General features: G+C 56.1%; 13 protein-coding genes. 5 read left to right on the top strand and 8 right to left on the bottom strand.

Going from position 1 to position 16,694, the window contains the following annotated elements:
* Positions 1 to 2: 2 nt before the first annotated feature.
* Both BSR28_RS07280 and BSR28_RS07275 read right to left on the bottom strand, forming a co-directional pair.
* On the bottom strand, positions 3 to 1,277 hold the full coding sequence (locus tag BSR28_RS07280) for a resuscitation-promoting factor (RefSeq protein WP_073713808.1): 1,275 nt from the start codon (positions 1,275 to 1,277) through the stop codon (positions 3 to 5).
* 106 nt (positions 1,278 to 1,383) lie between these two features.
* Positions 1,384 to 2,295 carry a TatD family hydrolase gene (locus BSR28_RS07275; RefSeq protein WP_073713807.1) on the bottom strand — a complete coding sequence of 304 codons (912 nt, stop codon included), beginning with the start codon at positions 2,293 to 2,295 and terminating at the stop codon, positions 1,384 to 1,386.
* A 151-nt stretch (positions 2,296 to 2,446) separates the two neighbouring features.
* Between BSR28_RS07275 and BSR28_RS07270 the strand changes: the two genes are divergently transcribed.
* Positions 2,447 to 2,884 carry a hypothetical protein gene (locus tag BSR28_RS07270; RefSeq protein ID WP_073713806.1) on the top strand — a complete coding sequence of 146 codons (438 nt, stop codon included), beginning with the start codon at positions 2,447 to 2,449 and terminating at the stop codon, positions 2,882 to 2,884.
* Here the strand turns inward: BSR28_RS07270 and guaA are convergent.
* Positions 2,840 to 4,420: a glutamine-hydrolyzing GMP synthase gene (guaA, locus tag BSR28_RS07265; RefSeq protein WP_073713805.1), complete on the bottom strand. Its 1,581-nt coding sequence runs from the start codon at positions 4,418 to 4,420 to the stop codon at positions 2,840 to 2,842. The two genes, BSR28_RS07270 and guaA, sit on opposite strands and share 45 nt — an antisense overlap.
* Positions 4,421 to 4,582: 162 nt before the next feature.
* Between guaA and pta the strand changes: the two genes are divergently transcribed.
* From pta to BSR28_RS07250, 3 genes are all read left to right on the top strand, one after another.
* The gene (gene pta / locus BSR28_RS07260) at positions 4,583 to 6,202 is read left to right on the top strand and encodes a phosphate acetyltransferase (protein ID WP_073713804.1); all 1,620 of its coding nucleotides are present in this window, start codon (positions 4,583 to 4,585) and stop codon (positions 6,200 to 6,202) included.
* A gap of 81 nt (positions 6,203 to 6,283) precedes the next feature.
* Complete coding sequence (locus tag BSR28_RS07255; RefSeq protein WP_073709771.1) at positions 6,284 to 7,468, top strand: acetate/propionate family kinase; 1,185 nt, start codon at positions 6,284 to 6,286, stop codon at positions 7,466 to 7,468.
* A gap of 145 nt (positions 7,469 to 7,613) precedes the next feature.
* Positions 7,614 to 9,686: an NAD(+) synthase gene (locus BSR28_RS07250; RefSeq protein ID WP_073713803.1), complete on the top strand. Its 2,073-nt coding sequence runs from the start codon at positions 7,614 to 7,616 to the stop codon at positions 9,684 to 9,686.
* A gap of 133 nt (positions 9,687 to 9,819) precedes the next feature.
* Here BSR28_RS07250 and BSR28_RS07245 read toward each other — a convergent pair whose 3' ends face one another.
* From BSR28_RS07245 to BSR28_RS07235, 3 genes are read right to left on the bottom strand one after another with little or no spacing between them, the layout of a single operon-like run.
* Positions 9,820 to 10,977 (bottom strand): PucR family transcriptional regulator, encoded by a 1,158-nt coding sequence (locus BSR28_RS07245; RefSeq protein ID WP_073709769.1) that lies wholly within the window; start codon positions 10,975 to 10,977, stop codon positions 9,820 to 9,822.
* Positions 10,977 to 11,732: an LOG family protein gene (locus BSR28_RS07240; RefSeq protein ID WP_073709768.1), complete on the bottom strand. Its 756-nt coding sequence runs from the start codon at positions 11,730 to 11,732 to the stop codon at positions 10,977 to 10,979. The genes BSR28_RS07245 and BSR28_RS07240 overlap by 1 nt, the downstream gene beginning before the upstream one ends.
* A 22-nt stretch (positions 11,733 to 11,754) precedes the next feature.
* Positions 11,755 to 12,474, bottom strand: a complete 720-nt coding sequence (locus tag BSR28_RS07235) for a hypothetical protein (protein ID WP_073713802.1) — start codon at positions 12,472 to 12,474, stop codon at positions 11,755 to 11,757.
* Positions 12,475 to 12,631: 157 nt separating this feature from the next.
* Here BSR28_RS07235 and BSR28_RS07230 point away from each other — a divergent pair, with 157 nt between their 5' ends.
* Complete coding sequence (locus BSR28_RS07230) at positions 12,632 to 14,371, top strand: phospho-sugar mutase (RefSeq protein ID WP_073713801.1); 1,740 nt, start codon at positions 12,632 to 12,634, stop codon at positions 14,369 to 14,371.
* Between the two features lie 195 nt (positions 14,372 to 14,566).
* On the opposite strand, the gene BSR28_RS07225 is transcribed toward BSR28_RS07230, so the two are convergent.
* Positions 14,567 to 16,036: a ClC family H(+)/Cl(-) exchange transporter gene (locus BSR28_RS07225; RefSeq protein ID WP_073709765.1), complete on the bottom strand. Its 1,470-nt coding sequence runs from the start codon at positions 16,034 to 16,036 to the stop codon at positions 14,567 to 14,569.
* Positions 16,033 to 16,692 (bottom strand): deoxyribose-phosphate aldolase, encoded by a 660-nt coding sequence (deoC, locus tag BSR28_RS07220; protein ID WP_073713800.1) that lies wholly within the window; start codon positions 16,690 to 16,692, stop codon positions 16,033 to 16,035. Before deoC ends, BSR28_RS07225 begins: the two co-directional genes overlap by 4 nt.
* Positions 16,693 to 16,694: the final 2 nt, after the last annotated feature.

Below are 16,694 nucleotides of genomic sequence, written 5' to 3'. Positions count from 1 at the left end.
GTTCAGCGAACCCCGATCTTCCTAGAGCAGGCGGGCCACTGACCCCAGCCAGAGCGAGCCTGGATGATCTTAGCGCGTTTTAGCTGCTCTGCGGGAGAAGCTTGGGAGGGTAGGCCGCTACCACCGACGGAACGCCAAGTGGAAACGGTGAACTGGTATAGGCCGTGGTAGGGTCCGTGCACTAGGCGCGGGTTACCGCCCGATTCGCACATGGCGAGGGCGTGCCAAACGCCGCTGCTGGGTACGCTGCCCTTTGCTGGGGCTTCGGGTTTCTTAGCTTCCGGCTTTTTAGCTTCCGGTTGCTTCGCAGCCGGGGCTTTTCCGTCCGAGGAAGGCTGCTTCTGCTCAGCTTCTTCAGGGGCGGGTTTGGGCTGTTCTGCCACTACGACTTTGGTGCCCACGTTAATAACCTGTTTTACGGGTTCTTTGGTAACTTCATTAGCTACCTCTTTAGCGCTGGTCACCACCCCATTGGTCTTGGTTTCTTCGATGGTGAGGGTTCGTTCACCAGGCTGTCCCTTAGTGACTACCTTGGTTTCACCCTCGGCTAGGGAATCGTCGTTTACCCGTTGGGTTTCGAAGTCAATCTTCTGGGTTTCAGTCCGTTGACTGGTACGGATCTGGGTTACCTCAGCGGTAATCTGGCCGTCCTTTAGGGTCAGGATGGCAGAGTCTTGGTCCTGTAGGTCAGCGTTCGCACTCTTAAGAACTGAGCTTAGGTCCGCATCTTTGGTCAGCTTCACCTTGACCGGTTTGCCACCGATCATGAAGTTGGCTTCTTGTTCTTTGTCGCTTAGCGGGTGGCCAGCGTAAGTATTCTTGGCGTCAGCCTTCAGAGTGGGAGTGGCACCCGGATTCTGCTTTACAGCCGCCTGTAGGATGCTGTTCAGATCCTTAGCGGTACTCCAGACTGGAGTCTCTTTGCCATTCAGTAGTACTTGATACTGTTCAGCACGCAGGACCTTGATCTGGCTGTTATCGGTAAGTTTGGTGTCGAGGGCTGGTTGCACCTCATCGTGGTCGCCAAGCTTAACTTTAGACTTTTCAAGTGCTTGGCCGACGGTACCCTGGTAGAGACTACCGGTTAGGGTCTTGCCGTCTACGTTAATCTCGTAAGAACGGTACTGGCTATTTAGGTAGGCGGCTGATCCGCCTCCGGCTAGGGCTACGGCTAGTACGCCAGCGCCAATCATCCATAGGCGTTTCTTTTTGCCTTGGCCTTGATCGTCGGTGTTCTGCAGCTCAGAATTGGGCGCAGAGTTTTCATTGACAGTCATAGGGACCTTCTGTTTGGAAACACAATACCTGCTTAGCGTAACCGATTTGTTACCTAATTGGATAGTCCTAGCGCAGAGATTAAGGTATTTCACCTAGCCTTAAGGTTCACCACTGTCCGTAAACTTCTTCAGTATTTCGTTGAATTTGCTGGATAAAATCGAGCTCCGTCAAGCCTAGGAACTGAGCCATGAAACGAACCGTGTCCGCCATTAGATAAGAGGCATTAGGCTGTCCACGATGTGCCTTAGGGCTGAGATAGGGAGCATCAGTCTCTACCAAGATAAGTTCTTTAGGTAGTACCGCTAGGGCAGCTCGCAAGTCATGATTAGCGGGGTAAGTTACCGGCCCAGCAAAAGAGGCATACCATCCTTCTTCAGCTAGAACCCGAGCCATCTGTTCATCACCCGAGTAGCAGTGGAAGATAGTTTTTTCTGGTGCCCCACACTCTCTTAGGATCGCAATCGTGTCCTCATGCGCGTCACGATCATGAATCTGCATGGGCAGGTTTAAGGCTTTCGCTAGTTCAATATGAGCACGGAAGGAGACTTTTTGGGCTTCACGACCGGGTCCTGCAGTACGGAAATAATCCAAACCGGTTTCCCCGATCGCCGCTACGGCGGGATGAGCGGCAGCATCACACACGGCAGCAATGGCCGATTCTAGGGACATGGAATGATGGGCAGAGAATTCCGGCTCCAAGCCATCTGGAGAGGGCTCGTTAAAGCCGGCGTGCAAAGCGGCCTCGTTGGGGTGAATCGCGACTGCCACGCGTACTTGCGGATACTGTTCGGCAAGTGCAAGGGCCGGAGCTAGATCCATTACTTCACAGGCGGAGGTAATTACCTGGGTAATGCCGACTTCGGTGGCGCGTTGCAGTTGCTGCTCCAAAGAGAGCGAAGGTCCTTCGGTTTTCGGAATTTCCGAGGAGCGCAAAGGCAAATGCGTATGGTTGTCGGTGATCGGTGCAGCTAGCGGTTCTGGCGCTTCTGGCCAGTTTCGGCTTCGTTTTTTACCCATAAATGTCATTTTAGGCGTTTTGCACAAGCAGATTCACTTTTCTGCCCTCTGAGCAAACAATGTGGAAGTCTTAACATCTATCAAGCGAAATTTGACGTGATTCTCAACACATAGTAGAGTGCACGGTATCACATTGAGAGAGGGGATCCACATGGAGAAGCTGCCAAAGCTACCTCCGGGGCATTTAAGAGGAGAAGATGAAGCCGCGACAATCGAACTGATTCGGCTAGTAGAAGCTGGACTTGTCGCCACTAATCGTCTGAACCAACCAAGCCCGCGAGGTAAGTCTGCCGAGCTCAATGCGCTGGCAGAAGCTGGTCAATCCGCGTTCCAGCACCTGTTCTGGGTGTACCAGCCGCTAATTGTGGAACTCACCAATGCCCTCTGCCTAGGCTCGGCCGCCGTCCGCAAACCTTGGATGCGCCAACTTTTACTCCGAAAAGGTGGCCGTAGTCTGCGTTATGCCCTGCAGAGTTATGACTACCAAAAAGACGGAGAGCTGAGCGCCTATATCAGCGCCCAGCTCTCAGAGACTATTGGGAAATCACTCCCACTCGATGGTCCCCGGCGGCTTGGAAGTGCAGTCTAGGACCACGCGGTTAACTTCCTCAACCGAGTTGGTGATGCGGTTAGAAATCCGCGCCAACAGGTCATAAGGTAGGCGGGTCCAGTCAGCGGTCATCGCGTCCTCGGAAGAAACCGGGCGCAAAACAATCGGGTGACCATAGGTACGGCCATCGCCCTGTACGCCCACAGAACGCACATCAGCCAAGAGCACTACCGGGCACTGCCAGATTTCAGAATCCATACCGGCCTTGGTTAGTTCTTCACGAACAATCAAGTCGGCGGCACGGAGGATATCTAGACGTTCACGGTCTACCGCGCCCACAATGCGGATGCCCAAGCCGGGACCCGGGAAGGGCTGGCGGGCTACTAGCTTCTCAGCTAGACCCAAGCGACGACCGATCTCACGGACCTCGTCCTTAAAGAGTTCACGTAGGGGTTCGACCAGTTCAAAACGTAGGTCTTCCGGCAGACCACCAACGTTGTGGTGGGACTTAATATTTGCCGCGCCTTCACCGCCACCGGATTCAACCACATCCGGGTAGAGGGTGCCCTGCACTAGGAACTCGATTTCCTTACCGTCAGCACCGGCCTCAGCGATGAGCTGGCGCTGGGCGGCCTCGAATGAGCGAATGAACTCGTGACCGATGATCTTACGCTTCTGTTCCGGATCGGAAACGCCCTCAAGGGCTGCTAGGAAACGTTCAGAATCATCGATGGTGACGACCTTAATCCCCATGGATTCGGCATAGTCACGTTCCACCTGTTCACGTTCGCCGGCACGCAGCAGACCGTGATCGATGAAGAAGCAGGTGAGCTGATCGCCCACGGCTTCGTGAACCAGAGCGGCGGCCACGGAGGAGTCAACCCCACCGGAAAGCGCGCAGATAACCTGCTTATCGCCGACCTGCTCACGAATCTTCGCAACCTGTTCGTCAATAATATTGCCGGTGGTCCAAGTCGGTTCAATCCCAGCACCGTGGTACAAGAAGTTCTTTAGGGCGTCCTGACCGAAAGCAGAGTGACGCACTTCCGGGTGCCACTGCAGACCAAAGAGGCGACGCTTGGGATCTTCGAAGGCAGCTACCGGAGTCTGTTCAGTTGAAGCGGTAACGGTAAAACCTGCCGGAGCTTCCTGGACGGCATCTCCGTGGCTCATCCACACGGACTGATCAAGCGGGGTGCCAGCGAAGAGGCAGGACTGGTCCTGCACGGAGGTCTCAGTGTGCCCGTATTCGCGGGTGCCGGTCCGACCAACCTTGCCACCCAGGGCGGCGGCCATGGTCTGGAAACCGTAACAAATACCCAAAATCGGCACGCCGGATTCGAAGATCGCCGGGTCGATGGAGGGCGCACCCTCGGCGTAGACAGAAGCCGGGCCGCCAGAAAGAATGATCGCAGCAGGATCCTTTTCTAGCATCTTAGCCACCGGCATGGTGTGCGGGACAATTTCCGAATAGACACTGGCTTCGCGGACTCGACGAGCAATCAGCTGAGCATACTGCGCCCCGAAGTCAACGACCAGAACCGGACGTAATGGAGTCTGTTTATCTTTAGTCACGTCAATAGCCTACCGCAGGCAGTACTAATTAGGCTCTCTCACTGAGCAAAGTAATAGTGTGTGAAGGTACATAGGTCTTTGGGTTTAGTCTGGCGGCTGTGAGGACTAACATTAGAGGCGTAAACTAGGGTAAAAGCTCGAAAAGTTCAAGGAAGGAACATCATGCCTCAAAGCCTGTCCGTTTTAACCGTCGCCAACGTGCCCGCACGTGACGCCGTCATCGAAGGACTAAAAGTCCTAGTTCAAGAAACCGGCAAGAACGTCAAGGTACTACGGACCTTTGGTCGCGACAAGGTAGTTTCGGAAATGGGTACCAACCCCTACGCCGCCAGCTACCAGGAAGTTCGCGAGAACTCCGAGGCTGCTCTTTCCAAGATCGTCGAAACCTTCCGCGCTCAGGACGAAGATTTCGTCCTCGCTGCTGGTTCCGCCTACAACTACGTCGCTGGCTGGGATGAGTTTGGCTTCAATGCCTCCGTCGCCGCGAACTGCGACTCCCCCGTCCTGCTAGTCCTCAGCCGCACTCACGGCTGCCCCTGCAAGACCACCCGCGCCGCTCTAGAAACTCTAGAATCCAAGGGCGCCACCCTAGCTGGGGTACTACTAACCGACGCACCCGATCCGGCCGCTCAGGTTGCTCACCTAAACGAAAAGCTCGCTGATCTGATGCTACCCATCGGTGCCGTGGGCCAGCTCGGTGACGATGTCAACGCCAATGCCAACGCGCTGCGCGCCGGCTTCGGCGATCAGCTAGGCCGTCTGCTAGCTGCCCGCTCCACTGAGATCACCACTCCCCTACAGTTCCAGCTGAACCTAGTTGAACGTGCTCGTTCCCAGAAGACCACCATCGTACTTCCGGAACCCGATGACGATCGCATCCTGCAGGCCACCGACCAGCTACTCAAGCTTGGCGTGGCCGATATCGTCCTCATTGGTGACGAAAACCAGGTCCGTAACCGCGCTCAGGAACTAGGCCTAGATATTGCCGCCGCGCGCGTTGTCTCTAACCACGATCACGACCTCGTCGAAAAGTACGCGGAAGAACTAGCTAAGCTGCGCGCCAAGAAGGGCATGACCATCGAAAAGGCCCGCGAGACCGTTCAGGATGTCTCCTTCTTCGGCACCATGATGGTTTACTTCGGCGATGCTGACGGCATGGTTTCCGGCGCTGCTCACACCACCGCTCACACCATTCTGCCGTCCTTCCAGACCATTAAGACCGCCCCGGGAACCTCCATTGTTTCCTCGGTCTTCCTCATGCTCATGCCCAAGGAAGTTCACGTTTACGGTGACTGCGCTGTGAACCCGAACCCGACCCCGGAACAGCTTGCTGATATCGCCATCTCTTCAGCTCAGACCGCTGAAGCTTTCGGTGTGAAGCCGCGCGTGGCCATGATTTCCTACTCGACTCTTGGTTCTGGCTCCGGTCCGGACGTTGACGCCGTGGTCGAAGCTACCCGCATCGCTAAGGAAAAGGCTCCGGAGCTGGTCCTAGATGGCCCGCTTCAGTTCGACGCAGCCTACGACCCCAAGGTCGCTGCTTCGAAGGCTCCTGAATCCCCCGTTGCCGGCCAGGCTAACGTCTTCATCTTCCCGTCACTATCCGTTGGTAACGCCCTTTACAAGGCCGTGCAGCGCACCTCCGGTGCCGTTGCTGTGGGCCCCGTACTACAGGGTCTAGCCAAGCCGGTTAATGACCTATCCCGTGGCGCCCTGGTGGAAGACATTGTTAACACTGTCGCCATCACCGCCGTTCAGGCCCAGGCTTACAAGCAGGCCTGACCCCAGCTTTTCCCTCCGGGGAGGTTCGCCTTCCCGGAGGGTTCTCACGTCAATAAAAGATCCCAAAATAAAAGGTTAAAAATGACTCAACAGACTGTCCTAGTCATCAACTCTGGTTCCTCTTCCATCAAGTACCAGCTAGTTGATCCGGCAGCCGGCACCTCGCTAGCTTCTGGTCTAGTAGAACGCATCGGTGAAGAAACCGGTCACATCGAGCACAAGTTCGGTGACGTCACCCGCGAAATCGACGGCCCGGTCCCGGATCACGGCGACGGCCTCCGTAAGGTCCTGGCCCTGTTTGACGAGGTCGGCCCGAACCTTCACGAAGCTGGCATCGTAGCCGTTGGTCACCGTGTCGTTCAGGGTGGCAAGTTCTTCTCTGGCCCCGCCATCATTGATGAGGCTGTTGAGCAGAAGATCCGCGATCTGTGCCCGCTAGGCCCGCTACACAACCCGGCTCACCTGAAGGGTATCGAGGTCGCCCGCGAGCTCATGTCCGACGTGCCTCACGTAGCCGTCTTTGACACCGCTTTCTTCCAGAGCCTACCCGACGAGGCTGCCACCTACGCCCTAAACAAGGAAGTAGCTGAGAAGTACCAGATTCGTCGTTACGGCGCTCACGGCACCTCCCACCAGTTCGTTTCCGGCGAGGTTGCTCGCTTCCTTGACCGTGATGACCTAAAGCAGATTGTCCTACACCTAGGTAACGGCGCTTCCGCCTCTGCCGTAGTTAACGGCCACGCCGTTGACACCTCCATGGGTCTAACCCCTCTTGAAGGTCTAGTCATGGGCGGCCGCACCGGTGACATTGACCCGGCTGCCGTCTTCCACCTAGTACGTGAAGCCAAGATGGAAATCTCTGAGATCGACGACCTGTTCAACAAGCAGTCCGGCCTCAAGGGTCTAACCGGCGACAACGATATGCGCGTGGTTCGCTCTCGCATTGAAGCTGGCGACGCTGACTGCCGCCTAGCCATGGACGTCTACGTCCACCGCTTGCTCAAGTACGTTGGTGCCTACACCGCCGTCATGGGTGGTCTAGACACCATCACCTTCACCGCTGGCGCTGGTGAGAACGACTCTGATCTACGCCGCGAACTATGTGCTCGCCTCGAGTACACCGGTCTAAAGCTAGATCAGGAAAAGAACAATGTTCGTTCCAAGGAAGCTCGGGTTATCTCTACCCCGGATTCCACCATTACCGTGCTAGTTGTTCCCACCAATGAGGAACTAGCCATCGCCAAGCAGGCCATGACCCTGATCTGAGCCCCTGATAAACAGCTAGGTTTACTAGCTGTCTAGCAGCGTTGAGCCCCGGAACCGCAATGGTTTCGGGGCTCTGCTTTTTGCTTTCGGGAAGATTTTGCACAGCTGGAACCATCCCCTTGGTGGACATGGCATAATCAAAGGCATGGAGTTTAATAATATTTATCGTCATGGCATGATTCGTGCCGCGGCCGTCACTATGCCTCTAGTTCCCGCACAACCGGCTAAAAATGCTGCAACTGTAATCGAAGCAGTTAAGGAACTACACGAAAAAGATACGGCTTTGGCCGTTTTCCCCGAGCTTTGTTTATCAGGCTATGCCATTGATGACCTGCTGCTCCAAGACCAGCTCCTAGCGGATGTCCGCACCGCCATTGGCACCATTCGGGAGGCCTCTACTGAGCTGCTCCCGGTGATCGTAGTGGGCGCTCCCCTGCTGAACGGTAACCGCCTCTACAACTGTGCAGTCACCATCCATAAGGGTCAGATCCTAGGTGTCAGCCCCAAGTCATACCTGCCCAACTACCGTGAGTTCTACGAAAAGCGCCACTTCGCGCAGGGCACTGACTACATTGAAGACTTCATCTACCTAGATGAGGCCTACGTTCCCTTCTCGAATAAGCTGATCTTCGAATGTGAAGACCTGCCCGAGTTCCGCCTCTTCAACGAGGTCTGTGAAGACTTCTGGGTCCCGGTACCGCCCTCGGCTCATGCCGCCCTAGCGGGAGCTACCGTCCTAACGAATATTTCAGGCTCCCCGATTACGGTAGGTAAGTCAGCTGAACGTCACCAGCTCTGTGCTTCCCAGTCCAACCGCTGTCTAGCCGCCTATGTTTACTCTGCTGCCGGCGAGGGCGAATCCACTACGGACCTGTCTTGGGATGGTCAGACCATGATCTACGAGATGGGCTCCCTACTGGCCGAATCTCCGCGCTTCCAAACCGGCGTGCACTATTCCTTGACCGACCTAGATGTGGCTCGCATTGCCGCCGAGCGTCACCGCAATGGTTCTTTGGATGATAACCGTCGCGCCCTAGGGATCGACTCGGCCACTCAGCCTGAAAGCGAACGCTACCTGCGTATCCCCTTCAACCTAGAGGCCCCACAGGGTGAGGTTCCGCTGGTTCGCAGCATTGATCGTTTCCCCTTCGTTCCCGACGATCCGGCTCAGCTGGATCAAGACTGCTACGAGGCCTACTCCATCCAGGTTAGTGGCCTAATTAAGCGCCTCAAGGCGATTGGTGACGCGAAGGTCGTAATCGGTGTTTCGGGCGGCCTCGACTCAACCCAAGCGCTAATCGTGGCGGCTCGCGCCATGGACCTGATGGGGCGTCCTCGGACTGATATTTTGGCCTACACCATGCCCGGTTTCGCCACCTCCAAGCGGACCCGCTCTAATGCGGAGCTACTCTGCGAAGGCCTAGGGGTCTCATTCGAAACCATCGATATCACCCCCGCGGCAACCCAGATGCTCAAGGACCTCAAGCACCCCTACCACCCGGGCGTCACCGACGATTCCGTCTACGACGTGACCTTTGAGAACGTGCAAGCCGGCCTCCGAACCGACTACCTATTCCGACTAGCCAACCACCTGGGCGGCATTGTCTTGGGAACCGGTGATCTCTCTGAGCTAGCCCTAGGCTGGTGCACCTACGGGGTGGGCGACCAAATGTCCCACTACGCAGTCAACACGGGCGTCCCGAAGACCCTGATTCAGCACCTAGTGCGCTGGGTGGTCGCTGATGGACAGTTCAATGAGGCCACCAATAAGGTGCTGCTCTCAATCCTAGACACTGAGATTTCACCCGAACTGATCCCCGCAAAGGAAGGCGAAAAACCGCAGTCCACGCAGGACAAGATCGGCCCTTACGCGCTGCAGGACTTCAACCTTTACTACCTGCTCCGTCACGGCATGAAGCCCTCCAAGATTGCCTTCCTAGCGCAGGCCGCTTGGTCTGATGCCAGCCAGGGCGATTGGCCTCGTGACTACCCACAAGAGGATCGGATTGCCTATGATCTACCCACCATCTACAAGTGGCTACGCCTGTTCCTGTGGCGGTTCTTCTCGAACCAGTTCAAGCGTTCGGCACTGCCCAATGGCCCGAAGGTAATGGCTGGTGGGGCGCTCTCACCTCGCGGTGACTGGCGGATGCCTTCTGACACTTCCGCTCAGGCTTGGGTTGATGAACTAGACGCTGCTCTAGGTCACCTAACGTAACGGGATTCTTAGAGTCCGGTCTGGACGTTTTAAAGGTCGCTAGTAGTCTTCGGACTATTAGCGACCTTTAGTTTTGCGGGAAAGTTTAGCCGGCTTGCTCCCTAAAGCGCTGACCGCAAGCTAGGATAGGAACCTAGTTGCCTTCAGCGCCTAGTTGCTGCGCACTCAAAGCTACCTGCAAACAGAAGTTGAAACGCGGATTACCCAGATCCCAACCGGTCAGTTTAGAAATCTTAGTGATTCGATACCGGACCGTATTGGCGTGCACGTAAAGTAGTTTGGCCGCCAGTTTCGGGTCTGCCCCCGCGGAAAGGTAGGCTCTTAGAGTTTGGACGTATTCCTCATCTAGGTTCTCCATGGGGGCGAGGAAGCGTTCTAGATAGGGGGAAGCGACCTCGGCCCCGGAAAGACAAATAATCTCAGGGAGCAGCTCTTCAACCGAAGTCACCTGTTCAACCTGGGGGTTCGCGGTGCGGCCATGCGAGGCTAGCTTAAGCGACTCCATAAGCGGTATTAGACTGGCTAGTCCAGACTCAGTATTAGTCATCACCATAGGCTTTTCCAGCAGCTTAGCGATTTCATGGACCAGCTCGGTCATGCGCTCAAGGATTGGTTGTTCGGCGCCCAGCATCAACAGGTAGTGCTGATCTTGGGAATACCACTGCCACTTAATACTTTGGCTAGCCAAACGTCGACGGACCGCGGCACTCTGTTCTGGTAAAACCAGGCCTTCACCATGGGCAACCACGATGGTTCCAAGCTGTCCCCACCCAAGGTCTGCCAGCTTATCAGCGGCCGTCTGTCTACCTGCCAACAGGGCCTGAACGGCAATATTTTGCGCTTCCTCGTCCTGAATAGACCCGCGGGCCCCAGTACGAACCGCATAGTCAGCAGCCCAGAAAGCCAAGTCACGAGTGTAAGCCAGATGCGTGTGTGTAAGACATTCACGCTGAGCCGAGCTTAGCTGGGTGCCGAACATCGGAAGGAACTGCTCAGCGGTAGCACGCAGGTAGGCAATAAACTCTTCACGCGAGCGTCCCACCAGTAGTTCTTGAAGAGCCTGGTTGATAGCCGCCCGAAAAGCCGATAGGTCCAGTCGCTCCTGGTCGTTAAGCAGTGCCTGACAGTACCCCTGGAGGACAATCTGGGTTAGTCGGACAACCAGCGGACCATCATCGTTAAAGGCGCGACCGATCCAAGTCTTGGCGGTGGTGCATTCACGGTAGAGGCGCTGGGCCAGGGGGGAGATCTGCGGAGCTAGAATCTCCCCGATTTCGGGTCGCAGGGTCATTATTCTGAGGCTGACTCGTTAGCTAGGTGCTCTAGGCAGGCGGTTACATGAGCTACGGCAGCTTCTGCCGTATCAACTACGTGCAGTAGCTGGAGGTCGCTTTCCTTGATCATGCCGGCCGGCAGCAAGGTTCCCTGGACCCAATCAAGCAGACCCTGCCAGTAGTCTTTACCCACCAAAACCACGGGGAAGTTACGGACTTTCCCAGTCTGGACAAGGGTTAACGCTTCGAAAAGCTCATCTAGGGTGCCAAAGCCGCCAGGCATGACCACAAAGCCCGAGGAGTACTTCATGAACATGGTCTTACGGGCAAAGAAGTAACGGAAGTTAATGCCTAGGTCGACCCATTCATTGAGGCTCTGTTCGTGAGGGAGTTCGATCCCCAATCCCACCGAGCGGCCTCCGCTTTCGCTGGCGCCGTGGTTAGCGGCTTCCATCATGCCGGGGCCACCACCGGTAATGACTGCAAAACCGGCTTTCACTAGGCCTTGGGCGACCTCACGGGCCACCTGATAGTAGGGGTCTTTAGGGCTGGTACGGGCGGATCCGAAGACGGAGATCGCAGGGCCAAGGTCGGCTAGTGCGCCAAAGCCTTCCACGAACTCGGACTGAATACGTAGCACCCGCCATGGGTCTTGGTGCAGCCAGTTAGTTTTTTCTTGACTGGCTAGGAGTCGAGTATCGTAGGTTTCTTTAGGGGTCATGACTCCCCGGAAGACCAGTGAGCCCGTCTGGTGAGTATTTCGTTGTTCCATTGGTTCCCCTGACGTTTAAGTCTTACTTGGTTTGGCAGTCGCCTGGTTCGATTTCCCGGCAGCGCAGGGATGCGTCCCAGGCACCGACTGAGTCATCTTCCGGCAGGATTGAGACGGTTGGTAGTCGTTTTGCTTCATCAGGTCGGAGGGTGATGGCTTGTAGGGCTCGGGTTTCTGCCCCACGCCCGTTAAGCTCATAGGTTTCGTCACCGACCTTAATCTCCATACTACCGGTTCCTAGGTAGGAAACTACCAGTACTAGTTTCCCCTGCACGGAATAAGGTAGGGGTAAGAAACGCTGGGATTCGATGATTCCATCGGATGAGATCGTGGGTGTCCCTGGTTGCGTAAAAATAGCCTTTTCTGAGGACGGCACGAAGAGCGGTTCGGCGTCTAGCGCTTCTGCCATTAAGTGGCTATTAGCGGCGTCTGAAGAGTGTTTTTGCCGACGAGGAGGCTTCGGCGCTTCCGGGGTGGACGGCTGGTTCTTTTGCGGGTTAAGACCCGGGGTTTGGGGGCCTTCGGGGGATTCTTTAGTTTCCCCAGGGCGGCTTTCTTCCTTGGGGGCCGTTGAGGGGGCTTCCTGCGTCGGTGCCGGCTTTGAGGGGGCGGGGGCGGTCTGCGTCTTATCCTGCTTGATTGCCGGGTAGTACGGATTATCTGCGAGGTCGCTTCCACAGGCAGAGAGTGTCAGCGTCGCGCAGGCTAGGGTTAGCATCAAACCACGTTTCAGGCGTGCCATGTGTCCTCCAAGGTTTTCTCAATGAGGAAATCTTACCTGTTTTTGTGTCTTGCGTGCCATAATGGAGACCTATGTGGACAGAAGGTACTGTCCTTTAGCGGCCAATGGGGTGCGCTCCAGTACCTTTCTGGATTGCTTTTTATTGGGAGGTTACCCGATGGTAGCGAAAGAAAAGGTCGCAGCTTGGATTGCTCAAGACCCTGAGCCTCGTGATGTTGCCGCACTTGAAGGACTACTAGAACAGTTAGAAAACGGTGGCGATCAGGCCTCTGCCGCCCAGGTTGAGCTTGATGATGCTTTTGCCGGCGAACTACGTTTTGGTACCGCTGGCCTACGCGGCAAATTGGGGGCTGGCCCAAACCGTATGAATCGTGCGGTGGTTATCCGTGCAGCTGCCGGCCTATGTGCCTACCTGAAGGAAAAAGTCGGTCCTGACTTTGAAATCGTCATTGGCTACGATGCCCGTTACGGTTCCAAGCAGTTTGCTGAAGATACCGCGGCGGTGGCGGTAGCAGCGGGTGGCCGAGCCAAGCTCTTCCCCCGTTCCCTACCTACCCCGGTGACTGCCTATGCGCTTAAGTACCTGGGGGCAGATGCCGCGGTGATGGTTACCGCTTCTCACAATCCCCCGCAGGATAACGGCTACAAGGTCTACCTAGGCGGCCGTGCCATTTCGGGTTCTGGCCAGGGTGCTCAGATTGTGCCCCCAGCTGATGCGGAAATCTACGCTCAGATTCAGTCGGCAGCGCCCGCCAATGAAGTGCCCCTAGCCGAATCGGGCTGGGAGATGATTGGTGAAGACCTGTGGGAGAGCTACATCGCACAGGGTATTTCCCTAGCCACCCCGGGAAGTAAGGATTTGAAGATTGTGCTGACTTCCATGCATGGTGTGGGTGGCGAAACCTGCCTGCGCGTCTTGAATGGGGCGGGCTTTAAAGACATTCACGTCGTGAACGAGCAGCAGGAACCGAATCCTGACTTCCCCACCGTGGCCTTCCCGAATCCGGAAGAGCCCGGCGCGATGGACCTAGCCTTGGAGTTGGCTGCCAGTGTTGGTGCTGACCTAGTGTTGGCTAATGATCCGGATGCTGACCGTTGTTCTGCAGCGATTGCTGATGTACAGAACCCGGGCAAGTACCGTCAGCTTGCGGGCGATGAAATCGGCGCCCTGCTGGGTTGGCAGGCGGCTGAATTCTGGTCTGAGAATGCCCAGCAGCGCGAAGCCGACGGCCTGAATATGTTTGGTCCGGGCACGACCGGCACTTTAGCTTGCTCGATCGTTTCATCCCGTTTGCTCTCTCAGATTGCTCAGAGTCACCAGATGAACTTCCAGGCCACACTGACTGGCTTCAAGTGGATCTCCCGGACTGAGAATCTAGTTTTCGGTTACGAGGAAGCGATTGGCTTCTGTGTCGACCCGCAGCATGTTCGCGATAAGGACGGGATTACCGCCTGCGTCCGTCTAGCTTCCCTAGCGCAAGAACTGAAGCGTGAAGGTCGCACCCTACAGGATGTCCTAGATGATTTGGCCCGCGAACACGGTCTTTACCTGACTTCTCCCCTGTCGATCCGGGTAGAGAATCTAGCTTTGATTCAAGAGGGCTTGAAGAACCTCAAGGAACGCGGGGTTGAGTCCCTAGCTGGCTCAAAGGTCGTTGAGTTTGCTGACCTATCCACCGGCTATCAGGGTCTTCCAGGCACTGATGGTTTCTTGATCCTAACTGAGGCCCAGGATCGTGTCATTGTTCGTCCTTCTGGTACTGAACCAAAGCTTAAGTGCTACCTAGAGGTAATCCTCCCGGTCGACCAGGATGCAGACCTCACTCAGGTCCGCCAAGAGGCTCAGAGCCGCCTAGCACAGATGAAGGTGGAAATCCGTCAGGTACTTGGTATCTAGGCTGCACCTAGTAGGTGTTCGTAGAACGCACTTAAGGCTACCTTCCCGGCGCTTGGGGATCATTCTCCGGTCTAGGCAACGGGTTGGTAGCCAGAGAGTTTAGATAGAGCTGTGGGGTGGTTCCAATAGGGAACCACCCCACAGCTTTTTCTGCTTTGCTAACGGCAAGCTTCACCTTTCTAGGGCGTCGCTCCCCTAGTCTTCTTTTTGTTCCTTGCGGAGCTTTTGAGCTCGGTTCTTAGCGCCCGTATGCGGAGCATTGGTCCGGTTTACCCGTCGGCCAGAGGCCGTGAACTTGGTAATCCCGGTACTCATGCGTTTAGCAGCCCGAGGCAAGGAACTAACCGCGTCAAAGACCGGTTGGAATCGTTCCCGCTGCTCTGAACGGCGTGCCAGCTGATCATAGATTGGTTCGCAGTGTGCCGCTGAGGCCACTAGCATGGCCACGGCGCAGGCACCCAGCATCGGCGGCAACATGGTCGTCGTGCCGGTCATTTCGGTAGCAAGGATGAGACCCGTAACAGGAGCGCGTACGGTAGCCGTGAAGAAGGCTGCCATACCTACGATTGCCATACCGTGAATGGGCGGGTGTCCGCCTAGCCAATCGTACTTTTCCGCAATAAAACCAATCAGTTCGCCGGTCGTCGTACCGATAACCAGCATCGGGGCAAACAGACCGCCCGGGGTTCCCGCGGCGTAGCAGATTGGTCCCAGCACAAAACGAATCACCAAAATCGAGAGGGCAATGTAGAGGTCCCCGTGGGCAAAGAGTGCTTCTTGAGTGAGGTTGTCACCGCCGCCCACTAGATCAGGGTGGAACCAACCCAGTAGGCCAATCACGAGGGCAATAGCACCGGCACGAACCGAAATCGGAAGTTTTGCCCGGTCCGCAACGTGCAGGCAGAACATCACATACCAGTTGTAGGCGATACCCATCAAACCGCAGATTAGCCCCACTAGGATCGTCCAGTGAATATCACCTAGGTCCGGGGTTGGCAGCTGTCCCATGCGGAAGTCGGTGTCATCACCCACGATCACAATCGAGGTTAGGAAGCCCGCGGCAGAAGCCGAAAGGGTCGCTAGCGAGGTTCGGACATCAAAGCGTTTAACCAGCTCTTCCAAAATGAAAACGCCACCAGCGATAGGAGCGTTAAAAGCGGTCGCCAAACCGGCAGCAGCACCGGCACCAATAATGACGCGCAGGTCGTCTTTATCAAGGTGCAGTAGCTTATTGATGGTGATCGCAATATTTCCACCCATCTGCACCAGCGGGCCTTCACGACCAAGCATCATGCCAGAGCCGATTGCGAGCACACCGCCAGAGAACTTCACCGGTAGGATTCGCGAACGTCCCGGCTTCATATGCCCAGCCACAATCGCTTCAACCCGGGGAATACCCGAACCTTCAGCAGCTGGTTCAATACGCTTAACTAGTTCAGCGGCAACAATCACCGCGACTACCACGGTGATCAGGTAGAGCACGAAGCCCAAGTTGTCCTTGGACGACATGCCTTCATGGAACCAGAGGCGAAATTCGGCAGCCCAGTGTAGACAGAGCCGGAAAGTGGCAGCGACAGCACCGGTTAGCAGCCCGACGAGGGAAGAAACAATCGTCAGAACAACAAGAGAAATGGACTCCGGTGACGGACGATGAATATGTTTCACTTTTCTAGTGCGTCAAAGCCTGCTAGGACGGCAGCTGAAGAAGACAGGCCCAAACGGTTAGCGCCAGCTTCGATCATGGCCTGAGCGGTCTGGGCATCACGGATACCACCAGAAGCCTTCACCCCCATATCGGGGCCAACGGTCTTCCGCATCAGTTCCACCGCGTGAACACTGGCACCACCTGCCGGGTGGAAACCGGTGGAGGTCTTAACAAAGTCCGCCCCGGCAGCCGCCGCGGCTTCACAGGCCATGACGATTTCATCATCGGTTAGGGCGGCAGATTCGATAATCACCTTGAGGACGTGATCGCCCACCGCTTCCTTAACGGCCTGGATTTCGCCCTGTAGGGCGTGCCAGCGGCCTTCCTTAGCCAGCTGCAGGTTGATGACCATATCGACCTCGTCAGCGCCCTTAGCGACGGAATCTGCCGCTTCAGCTGCCTTAATAGCAGCGGCGTGGGCACCCGAGGGGAAACCACAAACGGTGGCTACCTTCAAACCGGCCGGCACCTGAATGGGTAGCTGGTTAGGGCTAACGCAAACGCTAAAAGTGCCCAGCTTAGCGGCCTCGTCAACTAGGGCCTGAACCTGCTCGGTAGTAGCTTCGGGCTTTAGTAGGGTGTGGTCGATCAGGACGGCAACCTCTGCGCTTTGCATTT

The organism is Boudabousia liubingyangii, from assembly GCF_001907245.1.
In the GTDB taxonomy this organism is placed as follows: domain Bacteria; phylum Actinomycetota; class Actinomycetes; order Actinomycetales; family Actinomycetaceae; genus Boudabousia; species Boudabousia liubingyangii.
Note: the sequence above shows the minus strand (reverse complement) of the source record. Positions and strands in the feature narration are given on the sequence as shown.

Coding starts and splice junctions, on each gene's coding strand:
- BSR28_RS07280 (WP_073713808.1), bottom strand. CDS start 1,277: ATGACTGTCAATGAAAACTCTGCGCCCAATTCTGAGCTGCAGAACACC.
- BSR28_RS07275 (WP_073713807.1), bottom strand. CDS start 2,295: ATGGGTAAAAAACGAAGCCGAAACTGGCCAGAAGCGCCAGAACCGCTA.
- BSR28_RS07270 (WP_073713806.1), top strand. CDS start 2,447: ATGGAGAAGCTGCCAAAGCTACCTCCGGGGCATTTAAGAGGAGAAGAT.
- pta (WP_073713804.1), top strand. CDS start 4,583: ATGCCTCAAAGCCTGTCCGTTTTAACCGTCGCCAACGTGCCCGCACGT.
- BSR28_RS07255 (WP_073709771.1), top strand. CDS start 6,284: ATGACTCAACAGACTGTCCTAGTCATCAACTCTGGTTCCTCTTCCATC.
- BSR28_RS07250 (WP_073713803.1), top strand. CDS start 7,614: ATGGAGTTTAATAATATTTATCGTCATGGCATGATTCGTGCCGCGGCC.
- BSR28_RS07245 (WP_073709769.1), bottom strand. CDS start 10,977: ATGACCCTGCGACCCGAAATCGGGGAGATTCTAGCTCCGCAGATCTCC.
- BSR28_RS07240 (WP_073709768.1), bottom strand. CDS start 11,732: ATGGAACAACGAAATACTCACCAGACGGGCTCACTGGTCTTCCGGGGA.
- BSR28_RS07235 (WP_073713802.1), bottom strand. CDS start 12,474: ATGGCACGCCTGAAACGTGGTTTGATGCTAACCCTAGCCTGCGCGACG.
- BSR28_RS07230 (WP_073713801.1), top strand. CDS start 12,632: ATGGTAGCGAAAGAAAAGGTCGCAGCTTGGATTGCTCAAGACCCTGAG.
- deoC (WP_073713800.1), bottom strand. CDS start 16,692: ATGCAAAGCGCAGAGGTTGCCGTCCTGATCGACCACACCCTACTAAAG.